Annotated in this window: 15 protein-coding genes; 7 read left to right on the forward strand and 8 right to left on the reverse strand. The window is 49.3% G+C overall.

Going from position 1 to position 16,136, the window contains the following annotated elements:
- Window positions 1–12: 12 nt before the first annotated feature.
- Both C5O19_RS15105 and C5O19_RS15110 read right to left on the reverse strand, forming a co-directional pair.
- Window positions 13–1,677 (reverse strand): amidohydrolase, encoded by a 1,665-nt coding sequence (locus tag C5O19_RS15105; RefSeq protein ID WP_104713637.1) that lies wholly within the window; start codon window positions 1,675–1,677, stop codon window positions 13–15.
- 331 nt (window positions 1,678–2,008) lie between these two features.
- Window positions 2,009–4,438, reverse strand: coding sequence for a zinc-dependent metalloprotease (locus C5O19_RS15110; protein WP_104713639.1), 2,430 nt, complete (start codon window positions 4,436–4,438; stop codon window positions 2,009–2,011).
- A gap of 229 nt (window positions 4,439–4,667) precedes the next feature.
- Between C5O19_RS15110 and C5O19_RS15115 the strand changes: the two genes are divergently transcribed.
- Window positions 4,668–5,036 (forward strand): VOC family protein, encoded by a 369-nt coding sequence (locus C5O19_RS15115; protein ID WP_104713642.1) that lies wholly within the window; start codon window positions 4,668–4,670, stop codon window positions 5,034–5,036.
- A 152-nt stretch (window positions 5,037–5,188) separates the two neighbouring features.
- Here the strand turns inward: C5O19_RS15115 and C5O19_RS15120 are convergent, their stop codons facing one another.
- Window positions 5,189–5,920 (reverse strand): pyridoxine 5'-phosphate synthase, encoded by a 732-nt coding sequence (locus tag C5O19_RS15120; protein WP_104713645.1) that lies wholly within the window; start codon window positions 5,918–5,920, stop codon window positions 5,189–5,191.
- A 171-nt stretch (window positions 5,921–6,091) separates the two neighbouring features.
- On the opposite strand from C5O19_RS15120, the gene C5O19_RS15125 reads away from it, so the two are divergent.
- From C5O19_RS15125 to C5O19_RS15140, 4 genes are all read left to right on the forward strand, one after another.
- On the forward strand, window positions 6,092–6,538 hold the full coding sequence (locus tag C5O19_RS15125; RefSeq protein WP_104713647.1) for a GatB/YqeY domain-containing protein: 447 nt from the start codon (window positions 6,092–6,094) through the stop codon (window positions 6,536–6,538).
- 282 nt (window positions 6,539–6,820) lie between these two features.
- Window positions 6,821–7,360: a CvpA family protein gene (locus C5O19_RS15130; protein ID WP_104713649.1), complete on the forward strand. Its 540-nt coding sequence runs from the start codon at window positions 6,821–6,823 to the stop codon at window positions 7,358–7,360.
- A gap of 60 nt (window positions 7,361–7,420) precedes the next feature.
- On the forward strand, window positions 7,421–8,485 hold the full coding sequence (gene rlmN, locus C5O19_RS15135; protein ID WP_104713651.1) for a 23S rRNA (adenine(2503)-C(2))-methyltransferase RlmN: 1,065 nt from the start codon (window positions 7,421–7,423) through the stop codon (window positions 8,483–8,485).
- 236 nt (window positions 8,486–8,721) lie between these two features.
- Complete coding sequence (locus tag C5O19_RS15140; protein WP_104713653.1) at window positions 8,722–10,122, forward strand: inorganic phosphate transporter; 1,401 nt, start codon at window positions 8,722–8,724, stop codon at window positions 10,120–10,122.
- 256 nt (window positions 10,123–10,378) lie between these two features.
- Here the strand turns inward: C5O19_RS15140 and C5O19_RS15145 are convergent, their stop codons facing one another.
- Window positions 10,379–11,560 carry a M20 metallopeptidase family protein gene (locus C5O19_RS15145; protein ID WP_104713655.1) on the reverse strand — a complete coding sequence of 394 codons (1,182 nt, stop codon included), beginning with the start codon at window positions 11,558–11,560 and terminating at the stop codon, window positions 10,379–10,381.
- On the reverse strand, window positions 11,557–11,880 hold the full coding sequence (locus C5O19_RS15150; protein WP_104713658.1) for a hypothetical protein: 324 nt from the start codon (window positions 11,878–11,880) through the stop codon (window positions 11,557–11,559). The genes C5O19_RS15145 and C5O19_RS15150 overlap by 4 nt, the downstream gene beginning before the upstream one ends.
- A gap of 235 nt (window positions 11,881–12,115) precedes the next feature.
- Between C5O19_RS15150 and C5O19_RS15155 the strand changes: the two genes are divergently transcribed.
- Together C5O19_RS15155 and C5O19_RS15160 are read left to right on the forward strand one after the other, a co-directional pair.
- Window positions 12,116–12,661 (forward strand): RNA polymerase sigma factor, encoded by a 546-nt coding sequence (locus tag C5O19_RS15155; RefSeq protein WP_104713660.1) that lies wholly within the window; start codon window positions 12,116–12,118, stop codon window positions 12,659–12,661.
- Between the two features lie 12 nt (window positions 12,662–12,673).
- A complete protein-coding gene (locus C5O19_RS15160; RefSeq protein WP_104713662.1) occupies window positions 12,674–14,170 on the forward strand; it encodes an outer membrane beta-barrel protein in 1,497 nt (498 codons plus the stop codon).
- A 97-nt stretch (window positions 14,171–14,267) separates the two neighbouring features.
- On the opposite strand, the gene C5O19_RS15165 is transcribed toward C5O19_RS15160, so the two are convergent.
- The 3 genes from C5O19_RS15165 to C5O19_RS15175 form a co-directional block, all read right to left on the reverse strand.
- Window positions 14,268–14,666, reverse strand: a complete 399-nt coding sequence (locus C5O19_RS15165; RefSeq protein WP_104713664.1) for a type II toxin-antitoxin system VapC family toxin — start codon at window positions 14,664–14,666, stop codon at window positions 14,268–14,270.
- On the reverse strand, window positions 14,663–14,896 hold the full coding sequence (locus C5O19_RS15170) for a type II toxin-antitoxin system Phd/YefM family antitoxin (RefSeq protein ID WP_094816900.1): 234 nt from the start codon (window positions 14,894–14,896) through the stop codon (window positions 14,663–14,665). Before C5O19_RS15170 ends, C5O19_RS15165 begins: the two co-directional genes overlap by 4 nt.
- A 264-nt stretch (window positions 14,897–15,160) precedes the next feature.
- Window positions 15,161–15,979: an oxidoreductase gene (locus tag C5O19_RS15175; protein WP_104713667.1), complete on the reverse strand. Its 819-nt coding sequence runs from the start codon at window positions 15,977–15,979 to the stop codon at window positions 15,161–15,163.
- Window positions 15,980–16,136 lie beyond the last annotated feature (157 nt).

A 16,136-nucleotide genomic window follows, 5' to 3' on the forward strand; every position in this document is an offset into this window, starting at 1 on the left:
GGACGTTTGAGTTTATTTCTCCGTCTTTTCGGATTTAGCTTTGGTTTCCTTCGTACGAACCGTTGGGTACTTGATTCCTAGTTGTTCGAGGTACGATTTGTATTTGGTTGGATCGTAGTAGTATTTTTTCATTTCCTCCCGAAACTCCGCCATGATTTCGGTATTGAGGTGGATGGCGGGTTTGTCCGTTTCCCGTACCAGGGGTTCGTATTTGACGTCCTTGGTTTGCACATCGGAGTAATAGTTCCAGGCGTTTTTGACCAGATCCGGACTGACGAGCAAATCCAGAATCGTCATGGCTTCTACCTTGGCTCCGGCAGTAATCCCCTTGTGAGCAATCGGCGTGGCCATCGAGATCGCATTAGCCCAATGGTGACCGGGCAGCCCAGGAATATTGGAAGGGTACCGCAGGACAATCGTCGGCATGGACCAGGAAATATCCGCAATATCGTCAGAACCCCCTCCCATCGATACCACGGGTGGCTCGATGGTACTGTCGAGTTTAACGGCCAGGCCGCTTTTCTCGGGTGACATCAATTCTTCCTGAATGGCTTTTGCCAGCGTCTGATCTTCCGAAGACCAGGTCGGCAGCCCTACCTTTTTAATATTTTTGAAGGTCGCCTCGGCAATGGGCTTACTGAAATGTCCCGGCCAGGCCGAACCCAGTATTTCGTAAGTGTACTTGGTATCAGTCATGATGGAGGCACCTTCCGCCATTTTCACGCCGTACTCAAATAACTGTTTGATTTTATCGTAACTCCGTTCCCGGAAGTAATACCATACCGAAGCTTTGGAAGGCACCACGTTGGGCTGATCGCCCCCGTCCACGATCACGTAATGCGAGCGTTGTGTGGGCAACAGGTGCTCCCGCTTAAAATTCCAGCCAATGTTCATCAGCTCTACCGCGTCCAGGGCACTGCGGCCTCGCCAGGGAGCACCGGCGGCGTGAGCGGCGGCTCCTTCAAAATTGAACTTGACCGAAACCAGTCCGTTGTTACCGACATCTCCGTAGACAACCCCCAGATTATTTCCGACATGGGTGAAGATACAGGCGTCTACATCCTTGAAATAACCGTCCCGAATGTAATACGCCTTGGTCCCTACCTGTTCTTCGGCCACACCCGGCCAAAGCATGAGCGTACCCGAAATCTTTTCCCGTTCCATGATTTTCTTCAGAGCCAGGGCCGCGGTAATATTCAGCGGATTGCCTGAATTATGGCCTTCCCCGTGGCCAGGGGCTCCGTCGATGATGGGATCGTGGTAGGCGACGCCGGGCTTTTGCGAGGCTTTCGGAATACAGTCAATGTCCGAGCCAACGGCAATTTTAGGTTTTCCGCTACCCCAGGTTGCTGTCCAGGCCGTTGGAATACCACCGATGCCGCGCTGAATGGTAAAGCCGTTTTTCTCCAGAACGCCCGTCAGGTACTTGGACGTCTCGTGCTCCTGAAAGCCCAGTTCGCCGAAGCTGAAGACCATGTCATTCATTTCGGCGGAGAAGTCTTTCATTTTATCAATTTCTGCCGCTAACTCCTGCTTGAGAGCCTCCAGCTTTTTAGCCGGGATGAGCAGATTTGCCGTCGCTTCGGGAGCTTTCTTTTTGCGCTGGGCCGAGGCTATTCCGCAACCCATCGTTACCAGCAATACCAGCAGAGCCGGGATTGAAATAGAAGATTTCATGGATGGTTTTGGTTTAGGATGATGGATCGTTGATTGAATCCGCACGTTCCAAATTTTTAGTTTTAGAACGTGCGGATGACTTTTTGAATAGAAGGTTTTAAGCGTTCGAAGGGAACGCCTCTGGAATTCGTAGGCCGTGTACGGTACCCTGTATGGGCACTTGTATCGGTTTGGAAGGTAGCTATCAACGGCTAGTACAAGTGGTACAGCTTTGGAAACCAGCACCACTTGTACGGGTCTCCTTTCTTCCATCCAACCCCAACCCGAAGGAGTTTAATCTGCATAGCCCCGTATACCATGTGGGGATTCAAATAGCCCTGATAGGCAGCCCCTACCATTCACAGCTATACGCATCGAAGCTACCGATGGGGGCTCCGTCGGGTTCTTTTGAGGGAGGCGTAATCACCACCGTTTCCGGGCTACTTTCAAACTGCTGAATCTGGGCCAGAGCAAATTGATACTGAGCTTTTTGATTGCCGTCACTCGTAGTTGCTTTTCCCAACCACGCCTTCAATTCCTGCAGTTTCAGCGTAGCTACAGCCCGTACTTGGTTAGCTGCATCTTTATTAGCTGCCAGTTGAATAAGCTGATCGAGTACGGCACCGTTCACCACGCGTTGTACTTCACCCGCGTAGCCTGCCTGGGGGGCCGACTTCCAGGTGGTTTCTACTACTTTATCTACTACTTCGCTGAAATCGGGCAAGCTGCTATCAATGGCATGATTTCCAATCAAACGGGCGGCCCGTTCGTGTTGCAGGACGAATCGCAGCGTCATTCCTGCCGCAGCTTCAGCGGGAGCCAAGGGATCGAAGGTCAGACCCGTACGGTCTTTGAAAACCTCCCGGTAATTTTCGTTGAAGCCATACGGACGTGGCGGAATCAGTTTGATGATGTTAGCGGGCAGTACGAGTTCTTCCGGTTTCAGGGTCGCCATCAAGGCATCCAGGGCCTGCCGCTGCTCGGCTCCACTCACGTACTCCATCACCTTCTGCTTATCGCCACGAACGGCGTAGGTGTAAAATACGCCGCCTACTACCTTACTGGCCGCTTCCACCTGATAGCGATGAAACAGGTACAGAGGGACGAGGGCTTCTTCCAACGTAGCCATTGGAGCACCAACAGGAATTTTCTTCTCGCTGAAATTCGACAAAGCAATCCGGCGTACCTGCATCACCCGATTCAACTCTTCTACCGAATTTTTACCATTGTCCCATAAGTGCGTAATGGGATGAGCCGATCCTTCGGGCCGTCCATCCTGATCACTCAGGAACAGAAAGCCTTTGTCGATGTAATCATCAATGATCTTCTTGAGTCCCTTCTTTTCTTCCTCTTTGTTTTTGAATTCCCGGTAGGCGTAGTTAATGGCAATCTTATCCCAATCACCAATCTGCTTGGTATATGCATCGGACAGACTTAGCTTATTTTGCCCCATGATACGCACCAGCGGGTGCGGATAATCCATGACGGAAGCCCGGTCGTTTTGGTTGGAAGCGTAGTTGTGGGGTAAGCCGAGGGTATGACCCGTCTCATGGGCCCCGAGTTGCCGCAGACGGGCCAGAGCCATTTCTTCGGCTTCTTTACTGGGTTTGTCGCCTTCGTATTCGCCCACCAGTCCATTGGCAATCAGGTAGTCCTGACGTACCCGTAGGGAACCCAGCGTCACTTTTCCTTTGATGATTTCACCCGTCCGTGGATCGGCGACGCTGAAGCCATACGACCAGCCCCGCGTCGAACGGTGTACCCATTGCACGAGGTTGTAGCGAATATCCATCGGATCGGCGGTATCGGGCAGTACTTTCACCTGAAAGGCATTCTTAAAACCCGCAGCTTCGTAGGCCTGATTCCACCAGGAAATGCCGTCCATCAAAGCCGAGCGAATGGGCTCGGGAGCACCGGGGTCCATGTAGTAAACAATCGGCTTGATGGGTTCAGAGACCGCCGCATTGGGGTTTTTCTTTTGCAAGCGATGCCGACGAATGTAGCGTTTGGCAATGGGCGTACTAAAGGGTGAGGAGTAGTCAAAAAACTCAATGGAATTGATGCCCGCCCGGGGATCAAACTCGCGGGGCTGATACCCGGCATCGGGCAATTTAATGAACGAGTAATGTTCCCGAATCGTGATGGCGTTTGGCGTCGGTACGACTTCCCGCAGAAACGGACCGGCCTGTTCGCCCGTTAGCGTCAGGGTTACTTCTACTTCCGTATTTTCCGGGAAATTCTTCGTGTAGGGCAGGTAGAACGCACAACGGCTGGGGTCCAGACGAAACACACCCTGCTTGGCTCGGGCAATCGCCGAAGCGGCTTCGTACCCATCACGTAGGTAAAAGTTAGTGGCATCAACTAGTACGGACTTCCCTTCTTCGGCCATGACATCAAAACCCCAGAGTACGGATTGAGCGAACGACTGCTCGACGGCCCGCATTTCCATTTTATCGCCCGAGGTCGCACGGTACCCGTAATTCTGTTCGACCATCAGTACTTTCGGGCCCGACCGTTGAAACTTGATGATTTTTCCGGCACTGATTTTTCCACGATCCAGGCCGATGTCGTTGGAACCGATACCGGCGGGCAAGGCCGTATGAAAAAGAATTTCCGTATCCAGTTTGTCGATCTCCAGATACATTTTCCCTTTTTTGGCGTCCCAGTACAGATTCAGATAACCCGGCATTTTTTGCAGGCCCGTCGTAGCTCCGGAGATGCCCTGAGCCCAGAGATTGAACGAAAAGGCCAGGGATACGCCCAGTAAGAAAAGTTTACGCATACGAATAATTTTAAGAGGAAATCAAAATGGAAAGATGGGTACTCTTACAAATAAACTATGGCTGATTACTACATCTACAAAACAAAATTTAGATTAATCAGCTTTTCACCGTCAATAATACAAAGGATCGGGTTTCAAATTTTCAGAATTGCGATTAATCCTGAAATTAATCCGTCCATTCTCTAAAGTTTGTGCTTCTTTCGCGAAGAAATTGAAGAATCTTACGCCTATGAACATTCTGGAGCTCGACCATGTGGCCCTGTACGTGGCTGATGCCGAACAAAGCATACAGTTTTACCGGGACGTGCTGGAGTTAGAACCCCTACCCCGCCCCGCTTTCGACTTCCCAGGAGCCTGGTTTAGTTTAGGTGGCAACAAACAGTTACACCTGTTGGGCAATCGGGCGGAACCGCTGGAAGAAACCGTACTGGGTTCCCGAAAAAATCATTTTGCCGTAAAAGTGGCCGATATAGAAGAAACCGAAGCGTTTCTTCGCAGCAAGGGACTGACCTTCAGAGGCCCCAAGGCCCGACCCGACGGTATTCGCCAGATTTTCCTGCAGGATCCGGATGGATACTGGCTGGAATTAAATGAATAGTTTTTGCGGCTTCCAACGCTTTGGGTCTTTTTAGCGTCTAATGGAAAGCAACAGTTTTGAAGTACCTCTCTTGTACATAGAGAGGTATCGACTTATTAGCAAAAAAGCTCCGTTTCCACGGAGCTTTTTTCTTATTCTTACGTAAGGGAATGTTAGATCAAACCTGCTTTCGCTTCCCGTAAATAGAGCTGAATCGTATTCTCTAATCCATAATACAGCGCATCGCAGATGAGGGCGTGACCGATGGACACTTCCAGCAAGCCCGGAATATTCTGCTGAAAATACCGCAGGTTGTCCAGACTCAAATCATGACCGGCATTGATTCCAAGTCCTAAGGCATTGGCCCGTTCCGCCGCTTTGATAAAGGAATTCAGTGCCAGCGACTGATCAATGGAGTATTGGTGAGCGTAAGGTTCCGTATACAATTCAATGCGGTCCGCACCCGTTTCCGCCGCTCCTTCCACCATGCGTTCGTCGGCATCGACGAAAATAGACGTACGAATACCCGCTTCCTTGAACATACCTACCAGATCAATCAATCGGCTGCGGTGCTCAATCGTATCCCAACCCGCGTTGGAGGTTACTGCTCCCAATGCATCGGGTACCAGCGTTACCTGAGCGGGCTTTACCTGCAGTACCAGGTCCACAAATTTCTTTTCGGTTGGGTTGCCCTCAATGTTGAATTCCGTCGTCAGTACCTGACTCAAATCCAGCACATCCTGGTAGCGAATGTGCCGTTCGTCGGGCCGGGGGTGTACCGTAATCCCCTCCGCTCCAAAGCGTTCGCAATCCAGTGCTACTTTAACAACATTGGGATTATTTCCACCGCGGGAATTACGCAGGGTGGCTACTTTATTAATGTTTACCGAAAGACGCGTAGGCATAGACTGGATGATAAGCAGGGGATCACTGCGAAAAAACCCCTTCTGCGGTTGAGATTTTGTAACTTTGCAGCGTGGAGAACCATTCTTTGCGAAGAACAGTTCTAAATAACGCCCCAAATATTGCGGTAAATCTCTTGTAATTTCTATAGACCACCCCTGAATTTTTAGGTCATGTCACTCAAATCAACCATTGAAGCTCAAATCAAGTCAGCGATGCTGGCTAAAAATCAAGCCCGTTTATTAGCCTTGCGGGCCATTAAATCGGCTATTTTACTGGAAGAAACGGCCGGAACGGCCCACGAATTAACGCCGGAGCAGGAAACAAAAATTCTAATGAAGGCCGTCAAGCAACGGAAAGATTCCGCGGAAACCTACGTAAGCAATGGTCGTCAGGAATTGGCCGATAAAGAGTACAGCGAAATCGCCGTTATCGAGGAGTTCCTACCCAAAATGCTGACGGAAGAGGAGCTGAAAGCCCGTTTACAGGAAATCATCACTCGCCTAGGAGCCAGTGGCCCCAGCGATTTAGGTAAAGTGATGGGCGTAGCCACCAAGGAACTGGCGGGCCTGGCGGAAGGAAAAACGATCTCGGCTACGGTGAAACAGTTGCTGAGCTAGTATTGAAGTTTGATCGTTTCAGATTTGAAGTTTGATTGGTTTAAAGTCGTTTGAAGAAAAATTTGGGACTTGGTTCGTTTGTATGGGTTTGAAAAGTGGTAGGGTATGACGGGCCGTGAACAGGCGAAAACGGGCTGGATTACAGGCAGGAATCGAAGGGATGCTTCTTTCTGATTCTCAGAAGTAGAAAGTCCCAGGGCCTTCCGACCCCCACTCAAACGTTAAACCAATCAAACCTCAAATTCAAAACTCATTCAAACCCTACCCGCACGTACCCACTGTATGAATTTTAATTTTCTTGACCTGCTTCTACTCGTGCCGCTCGCTTATGGAGCGTACACGGGCTTTCGACGGGGCGTACTGGTCGAGATTATTGCGGTTATTGCTTTTGTCGTTTCGCTTATATTGGGTTTTAAACTTTTGAACGAAGCGATTGCCTTTGTATCCCCTTACGTGGGTGAAACCGTAGGCCGTAAATTTCTCCCGTACATCGGATTTTCGAGCATTTTCGTGCTGGTCATTTTTACCATCAATCGCTTTGGATGGCTGCTGCGGAGAAGCCTCCGCTACACGATTTTCGGCAGTTTCGACAGTATGGCTGGAGCCGTAGTGGGTCTGTTCACGTATGCCTTTGGTATCAGCGTTTTTTTGTGGCTGTTACAGGCACTGGGCATGGGCTTTCCCAACCGCGAACAGATGACGGGCAGTTATGTCTATCCGGTAATCCGGCCTTTCGCACCGAAAGTGTTGGATAAAGTATCCGACGCCATTCCCAAGCGGGATCGACTCATTGAAAAAGTCGAAGAGTTGCGAAAAGAATAACCGCACTGGAACCCAATACCTTAGAAAGCAGTTGCACCAACGTATTACCAAAAACGAGCAATGGACACCATCGTTAAACAAGATATTCGTAAGCTCTCGGCAGAGGGGTTGAAGGCCTTTTTGGTCGAACAGGGAGAACAGGGATTCCGGGCGAAGCAGATTCTGGAATGGCTGTGGAAAAAGTCCGCCCGTAGTTTTGAGGAAATGACCAATCTTTCCAAGAAAACGCGGGAATTGCTCGAGACTCACTTTGAAATTCGTCCCCTAAGCGTTGCGAAAGAGCAAATTTCAAGCGATAAAACCATTAAATCGGCTTTCCGGCTCTACGACGGGAAACTGATTGAAGGCGTACTAATCCCCGCCGACGACCGAATGACGGCCTGCGTATCCAGTCAGGTAGGCTGCTCACTGACGTGTAAGTTTTGTGCGACGGGTTACATGGATCGCGAACGCAACCTGGACCCGGCTGAAATCTACGATCAGGTGGTCACGATCAAGAACCAGGCCGAACAAAAATACGGTCAACCCCTAACCAACATCGTGTACATGGGCATGGGCGAACCTCTGCTCAACTACGCGAACGTGCTGAAGTCGGTGGATCATATCACTTCGCCGGAAGGGCTGAACATGTCACCCAAACGCATTACCGTCAGTACGGCGGGTATCGCCAAGATGATTCAGAAGCTGGGTGATGACGGGGTGAAATTCAATCTGGCCCTTTCGCTGCACGCTGCTAACGACAGCAAGCGGAATCAGATTATGCCCATCAACGAAAGCAATACGTTGGTAGCTTTGAAAGATGCCCTGAAGTATTTCTATAATAAAACGGGGAATAAGATTACGCTGGAGTATATTCTCTTTTATAACTTCAACGATTCGGTGGAGGATGCGAAGGAACTTTGGAATTTTGCCAAACACATTCCGAATGCCCACATCAACATCATCGAGTACAATCCCATCGAAAACGCTCAGTATAAGAATACTGACCCGCAGACGCTGGCCAAATTTGCCCGCTTCATCGAGCAGAAGAATATCCCGATTACGGTTCGTCGTAGCCGTGGAAAAGACATCGATGCCGCCTGCGGTCAGCTGGCGACGAAAACAGCGCCGGTAACGGTTGAATAATTTCTAAATTTGTTTCTTTTCGTAAAAATTCTGTATTTCCGGCACCATTCCGAAGGATACGCTGGAGAAACCGCCCAACTCTCAGCGAACGATTGGCGAAAGTCCTATTTCCCCAATCGTTACGCGAGCATACGTTTCGGGTTAGAGGTCCCCTATCCATAGAGTCTTAACAATTCCTTAACATTAGGCCCGATCCCTTTCCGTAGCTTCGCGTCAAAATAGCCCCCTAACTCCTTATGTTCGGCTTAGAGACTGGAATTTTCTTTCTTCTGTGTATCTGCCTTTTTTGTGCGTGTGCCTTTGAATTCGTGAACGGTTTTCACGATACGGCCAATGCCGTAGCCACCGTAATCTACACTAACTCCCTGAAACCCAATATTGCAGTAATTTGGTCAGGATTCTGTAACTTCCTTGGCGTGTTCTTCGGTGGTATTACCGTTGCCATGGGCATTGTAAACTTGCTACCGGTTGAACTGCTCATCGACCAAAATGTTTATCACGCAGTAGCGATGGTCCTATCCCTACTGCTGAGTGCCATCATCTGGAACCTGGGCACCTGGTACTTTGGTCTGCCCTCCTCTTCTTCCCACACACTGATTGGCTCAATCCTGGGCGTAGGTCTGGCCTACTCCCTGTTGCCTGAAAACGTATCGGGCGTGAGTTCTGTCAACTGGGACAAAGCGAAAGAAACGGGTTTTGCTCTACTTCTATCGCCGCTGGTAGGTTTCAGTCTGGTGATTATTCTGATGTTTATTCTGAAGCGTACCGTGAAGAATGACATCATTTTCAAAGAACCCAAGAAAAATCAGACGCCTCCAACCTGGATTCGCGGTATTCTGATTATGACCTGTACGGGTGTTAGTTTCTTTCACGGCTCCAATGATGGACAGAAAGGCGTAGGTTTGATCATGCTGATTTTGATCGGTATCACGCCCGCTTATTTTGCTCTGGATGCCAGCAAGGATACCTCGCACCTTCAAACCAATCTGGTACAGATTCAGCAACTCGTCAACCGGATTGAAGAGCCGCGTCTGGCGACGTTAGATCAGGAACGTCTGCGGGTGGTTAAGGCCAGCATTAATGATCTGGATAGCGTCATGAAGGCCACGAACGGTCATATTCCTCCCCAGCTTCGTCTGGAATCCAGAAAAGATATTCTTCTGATTTCAAGAGATTTGACGAAAATTCAGAAAGACGGTGCCCTCACGCTCAACCGCGACGAAGCCGCTACACTGAGCAGTTCACTGTCGGCAATGAAATCTTACACGGAGTACGCCCCAACCTGGGTTATCTTGATGATTTCCCTTTCCTTAGGTCTGGGTACCATGGTGGGTTGGAAACGTATTGTAGTAACCGTCGGAGAGAAAATTGGTAAACAACACCTGACCTACGCTCAGGGTGCCAGTGCCGAATTAGTCGCCGCTAGTACCATCGGTCTGTCGTCAGGATTGGGTTTACCCGTTTCTACTACGCACGTTCTTTCCTCAGGAATTGCCGGAAGTATGGTGGCCAACAAGGGTATTAAAAACTTGCAGGCCGGTACCATTCGTAACATTGTTCTGGCCTGGGTACTGACCCTGCCCGTATCGATGTTCCTGGCCGGTACGCTGTTTATCTTCTTCCGGGCCGTCTTGTAATTTTAGTTGTTTGTATTGTCAGATAATGAAAAAGGAAATCCCCCGAGAAGTCTCTCGGGGGATTTCCTTTGTATAGGGTATTATTCCGATACGGGCACACCATGGGTTTCACCCATGGCTATTGCAATTGAATCCCTGCGGGGTTTGACTCTTCCAACCTCAGCGTAATGCAGGAGTAGTTAGAAACCAACTTTTTCAAAAAGCTTTTGATCTACCTCCACTCCTCACCCAACGACGATCAACCCAAATCCAGCAACTAATTTTCCAGCTCCTGAATGGCTAGCCAGCTCATCAGCCCCGCTCCAATTTCCAAGGCCTTTTCGTCAATATCGAACGTAGGCGTATGTACACCTGAGATGATGCCGCGATCTTCATTTCGTGTACCCAGGCGATAGAAGCAAGAATCGACTACCTGTGAGTAAAACGCGAAGTCTTCGCCCGCCATCCAGATGTCTAGATCGATAATATTCTCCTCCCCTACATAGGCTCCTGCTTCCGCCCGCAAGCGACGGGTCAGCTCGGGATGGTTTTCCAGGTACGGATAGCCCCGGACAATGTCTACCACACAGGTAGCTCCCATGCTTTCAGCTAACCCTTCGGCCAGCTTCTGGATACGCTGGAGACCCTCTTCCCGCCAGACCTCATCCATACAACGGAAGGTACCTTCAATGTGTACTTCGTTAGGAATAACGTTCGTCGCTCCATCGGCGATTACCCGTCCAAAGGAAAGAACCGAAGGAGATTTAGGCGGACGATTCCGCGAAATAACCTGCTGTAAGGCTACGATGAGATGCGAAGCAATGAGTACCGGATCGATTAAGGAATCGGGAGCCGCTCCGTGCCCACCCTTTCCTTTCACGGTTAGGTAAATTTCGTCGGTAGAAGCCATGTACATCCCTTCCCGAAACCCAATTTTACCCACGGGAATCTGCGGAGCTACGTGCTGACCAATCATGCCCGCCGGAGCCGGATTTTGCAGTACACCTTCCCGGATCATCATGGAAGCTCCCCCGGGGGCCTTCTCTTCACCGGGTTGAAACACCAGTTTTACGGTCCCCTCAAATGCATCCTTTAGCTCCGTTAAGATACGGGCTACGCCCAGCAGCGAAGCCGTATGTACGTCATGGCCACAAGCGTGCATGACACCCGGATTCTGACTTTTGTAGACGACATCATTGGCTTCCAGAATGGGTAGCGCATCCATATCGGCTCGCAGTCCTACGACCTTTTTCCCCGGATTTTTTCCTTCGATAACAGCCACCAATCCCGTATTAGCCAAGGGCGTCGCTTGTATGCCCAGACTTTGGAGCTGAGCAGCCACAAATTTCTGCGTTTCGTATTCTTGAAAAGATAGCTCGGGATGACTATGCAAATGCCGGCGGTTCGCTACAAAATCCATTGCGTAAGCGGCGGCCAGTGCTTTGATTTTCTCTTTCATTCGTGATGTAACCATTGCTGTACCTCTTTTTTCAGGGACGGCAAATGAGTTTTTAGTAAAGTCCAAATACGGTCCCACGAGTCCTCCTGGGAATGGCAAAATTGAAGAATCGATTGCGTCGCCGTAAATGTAATAACCGAATTTATTTCTACTAAGCGACCCAGTGCTCGGCCAATAAGCCTGATTTCCCGCTCCAGGGTCTCTTGCAAAAGTACATTGGTATCCTCTTCCTCGAATACAAAGCCGGTTCCTAATGAAGACTCAATTTCATGAATGGACAACTCAATTTCAAAGAGACATTTTTCTTCATACGTCTTCATACAGGCTCTAACAGAAATTGGCGGAATTAATTAATCAATCCAAAACGTTACTTTCGTACACTTTTACGTATCACCGTGAAGGCTGATCCAATGAAATACTCGTTTTGGATTGCACAAAAATAGAACTCATTGGGGCGTTCTAGCCTTATAGTAAAAATTTTAAGAAAGTTCCAACCTTTTTTTCAACAAGCGTGTCCTCCAACCGGAGGAGCAATACATGGCTTGATCTTTACGAATGGTTTTTGATGAACATGAGCTGGTAATGGGCTGCCGCCGAAAGGATCGCGTCTCGCAGCGTCGTCTATACGACGCCTTTGCGGGCCGTATGCTGGTGGTATGTCTCCGCTACGTCAAAAGCCGCGACGAGGCCGAGGACATTTTGCAGGAATCTTTCATCAAGGTTTTTGACAAAATTGACACCTTCCGCTTCGAGTGCCCCTTAGTGGCCTGGATCAAACGCATTGTAGTCAATACCACGCTGAATTACCTGCGGGACAATCGCCGGTATCGTTTTACTGAAGAACTCGACCATGTAGCGGAGGAAGTGGCTACCACGTTTTCAGAAGAACTTCACTGGAAAGACCTGCTCCAACTTGTTCAAGAACTACCTCCCGGCTGTCGGGCGGTATTCAACCTCTATGCGATCGAAGGGTATCAGCACCAGGAAATTGCAAGTATGCTGGGTATTTCGGAAGGAACTTCCAAATCGCAGTATAGCCGGGCGAAGAGCCTCTTGCAACGCATGTTGACGAACCACCGTATGACTGAAAATGGACATTAAAGAATACTGGGCATGAGCCAGATAGAACCAAACGATTTCGAAGAACAATGGCGTAAAGCTTTTGATGAAGCTTCCGAGCCCCCAAGTGAAGGGCTTTGGAGTCGCATTGAGCAGGAGCTTCCGCCTGAGCAGCCGATTGGCCTGCCCTTTTTCTGGGTAGGTGTGGTGCTCTTGTTTCTGGTAAGTCTGGGTAGTCTGGGATGGTGGTACAGCCATCGGAATGACACCACAAAAGATTCGGTTGCATCCACGCCCGCGGTAACCCTTCAAAACGCTGGTCGCTCTTCGGGAAAAAGTCCGGTGACCCGCCCGGAAACTAACGTTTCGGGACAGATTGCTGCTGCACCGCTTCCGGCAACGGGAAAACCGGATGCCTCAGGAGTCATAGCCTCGTCACAGAACTCCAATCGAAAAAAATTGATTACGCCTGGTTCTGTTTCACGCTCTAATTCAACAGCCCGCTGGACATTGGATCGGAATACGTTCATTAAGAAGCCAACACGCGTCATTACTGATCTAAACGTCAATACAACCACACCCGCAGCAGGGATTATTCAACCCCTTACCCCGTCTTCGTTGTCGCTTGTTCCCACGGATAGCAACGCGGCAACGCGAGTAGCGTTACTGCTCCAGCAGGCCGCTACCAAACCCTGGTCTTTATACGCGATCAAGGCCCAGCCGAAGCAACCCACAGTAGCCATGCCTGTTTTACCGGGTAAAAGCCTACCGCTGGCTAAATTTTGGATGAGTCTGAACGCTGGCATTATACGGTTTAATCCTTCCGTAAGTTCCGTGACTTCTTTTCCTGCGTATGACAGTTTCTCGTATAGCCAGTCTCCACTATCCCAGCGAGTTACCCCTACATCAGAACCCAACTATACGAAAAAAGGCACGCATATTTCGTATCAGCTGGAATGGCTAGCGGGTGCTCGGCTCTCGCGGCACTGGTACCTGGAAAGTGGCGTTCAATTTTTACGCGGCCATTCGACCCTGAACAATAATCTGGTACTGATTCAGGGTTCTGGCATCAGCAATGCGTTTGCCTATCAGCTCAACTATAATAAATCGGATCAGGTGCCGAATAGCCCGGCTCCACCGGGCTCGACTCAGCAGGCGACCAATGGACTATACACCCCGAACTCCTTCCGGTACACGTTTGAATACCTCTCCGTTCCGGTAAGTGTGGGGTATGAATTCCGTCCCGGCAAGCGTTTGAATTACTTCGTCTCGGGCGGGTTATCAGCGGATTTTTTCCTGAGAAACGTGCTCGTGGATGATTCGTACATCGGTATTCCTCCGGCGGAATACGGTCCGAAAGATGGCATTTACCGGAATATATCCCTCAGTACCACGGCGAATGCAGGAGCTAATTATCGGTTGAATCGGAAGACTTCCCTGAATGTAAAAACCTTCGTTCGTAAAAGCGTCATGAATGGCTTACAAGGTGATTACCTCAAAATACATCCCGTCACGTTAGGCGTGGGTATGGGCATTCGCCGGGATTTCTAATCCGAAGAAAATACTTCTTACAAAAAGGTTCGGGACCAGGTGTTTCGAACCTTTTTGTTTGGTGTGAAAAGCAGAAGGAGTACGCTTGTTTTCTTTCCTACCAAATCACCTTTAACCCATCTACCACGTACTTTTTGATTTGATCATCGTTACTGATGAGCGTGTACCGATTTTGAATGGCCTGCCAGATTAACATCCGGTCGAAGGGATCTTTGTGGTACGTGGAGGCTAACTGATGATAGCTGGCGGCGTCCTCCGCCGAAAACTCCGTAATGGAAAACCGCATTTCCCGGCAAGCTTTGGGAAAATCCTGCGGGGTAAATACATCTAAATCTAATTTATCCAGAGCGTACTTAATGGAAATTTCCCAAAAACTAATCGTACTGATGACAATTTCGTTGGTGGGATCTTCCAGCACCCGTCTAACCTTTTCGGATAGTTTTTCGGGTTCGGTTACGGCCCAGATCATGGCATGCGTATCTAACAAATAGGTCATACTTCGAGAAACTCTTCTTCAGTCATTTGATAATTATCCTTGAAAACCACCTTTCCTTTTCCGCGTAAAATCCCCAGCGTTCTGGGTTGCAATTCTTCTTCTTTGGGAATCAGGAAGGCTTTGATTTCTTTCTTCTTGCCAAAGGTGATGGCAATTCGCTCTCCGGCTTCCACCTCTTTCAGGACTTCCGAGAAATGGGTTTTTACTTCACCGACTGTCATTGTTTTCATAATTTCCAAATAGTTATCATCCAAAGTAAAGATTTTCTTGTCAAGTTGTCAAGTAATACTTTAACTGGATTTTAGTCGTAGCCTATTAAATCCCTTTCAGTTACGTCGAATACTGACTGAACTAGCCTTTGAGCCTGTGCTTTTTTGCGGGAATAGTTGCTTCATGGAGTGGCCATCGTTGGCCCCAGTCATTAACGAAAGAAACCGTTTAGCCTGGTAAAACAGTACCAAACTAAACGGTTCAAAAGAGGCTTTCGACTTACCTTATTCCGTATAATCAGCCGAACGACTGATGTCTTCCCAGGCCTTGCTATGCTTGAGTTCGTTTTCCAGTTTTTGCTGGTAACGCTCTACGGCCCAGGCACCCAGTTGTAGGCGTAGCGGAGGCTCCTCACGATCTGCCAGTCCAATCAGAATTTCAGCGGCTTTTACGGGATCGCCCACCTGTTTGCCATTCGTTTTTTCGAAATAATCCCGAATCTTTCCGGCCGTTTCGGCGTACTCCGGCAGGGGTTCGGCCATTTTGATGGATGAACCGGCAAATTCCGTACGGAATGGTCCGGGTTCAATAATCGTCACCTTGATTCCAAAGGGTCTGATTTCCTGAGCTACACTTTCGAAAATTCCTTCCAGAGCGTATTTGGAGCCGTTGTACATCGAAAGTCCCGGCGTAGAGACGAGTCCCGCAATCGACGAAAGCACCTGGATGTATCCTTTTTTCTGCTCCCGCATGAGGGGCAGCACGGCTTTGGTGACATTGATGGTACCAAATACATTCGTGTCAAACTGCGTTCGTAACTCTTCCTGACTTACTTCCTCCAGCCCCCCGCCCAAGCCATAGCCGGCGTTGTTGATCAGTACGTCGATCCGACCGAAGCGTTCATGAGCCGAGGATACGGCTGAATTGATTGCCTCCAGATCGGTAATATCAAGCGGCAGGGTAAGTAGATTTTCGGATTCCCCTAATTCCTGTAACGTTTCAACGCGGCGGGCTGTCGCAACGACCTGCTCGCCTTTTTGCAAGAGTTGACGGGCGATTTGCTGACCAAACCCCGATGAACAACCCGTAATGAACCAAACCATGATCTCTGTATTTAAGAGTGAATGTTGGAGGCGTTTGAGGTGGCTTGACGTTTGAGAAAGGTATCAAGTTTAAGAGGGTTTAAGGTTTGAATGAACTTCTCCAAACTTCAAAACGGCTCGAACCGTCATTGCTATTTTTCCACCCCTAAACCTTTCA

The sequence above is a fragment of the Siphonobacter curvatus genome (assembly GCF_002943425.1).
In the GTDB taxonomy this organism is placed as follows: domain Bacteria; phylum Bacteroidota; class Bacteroidia; order Cytophagales; family Spirosomataceae; genus Siphonobacter; species Siphonobacter curvatus.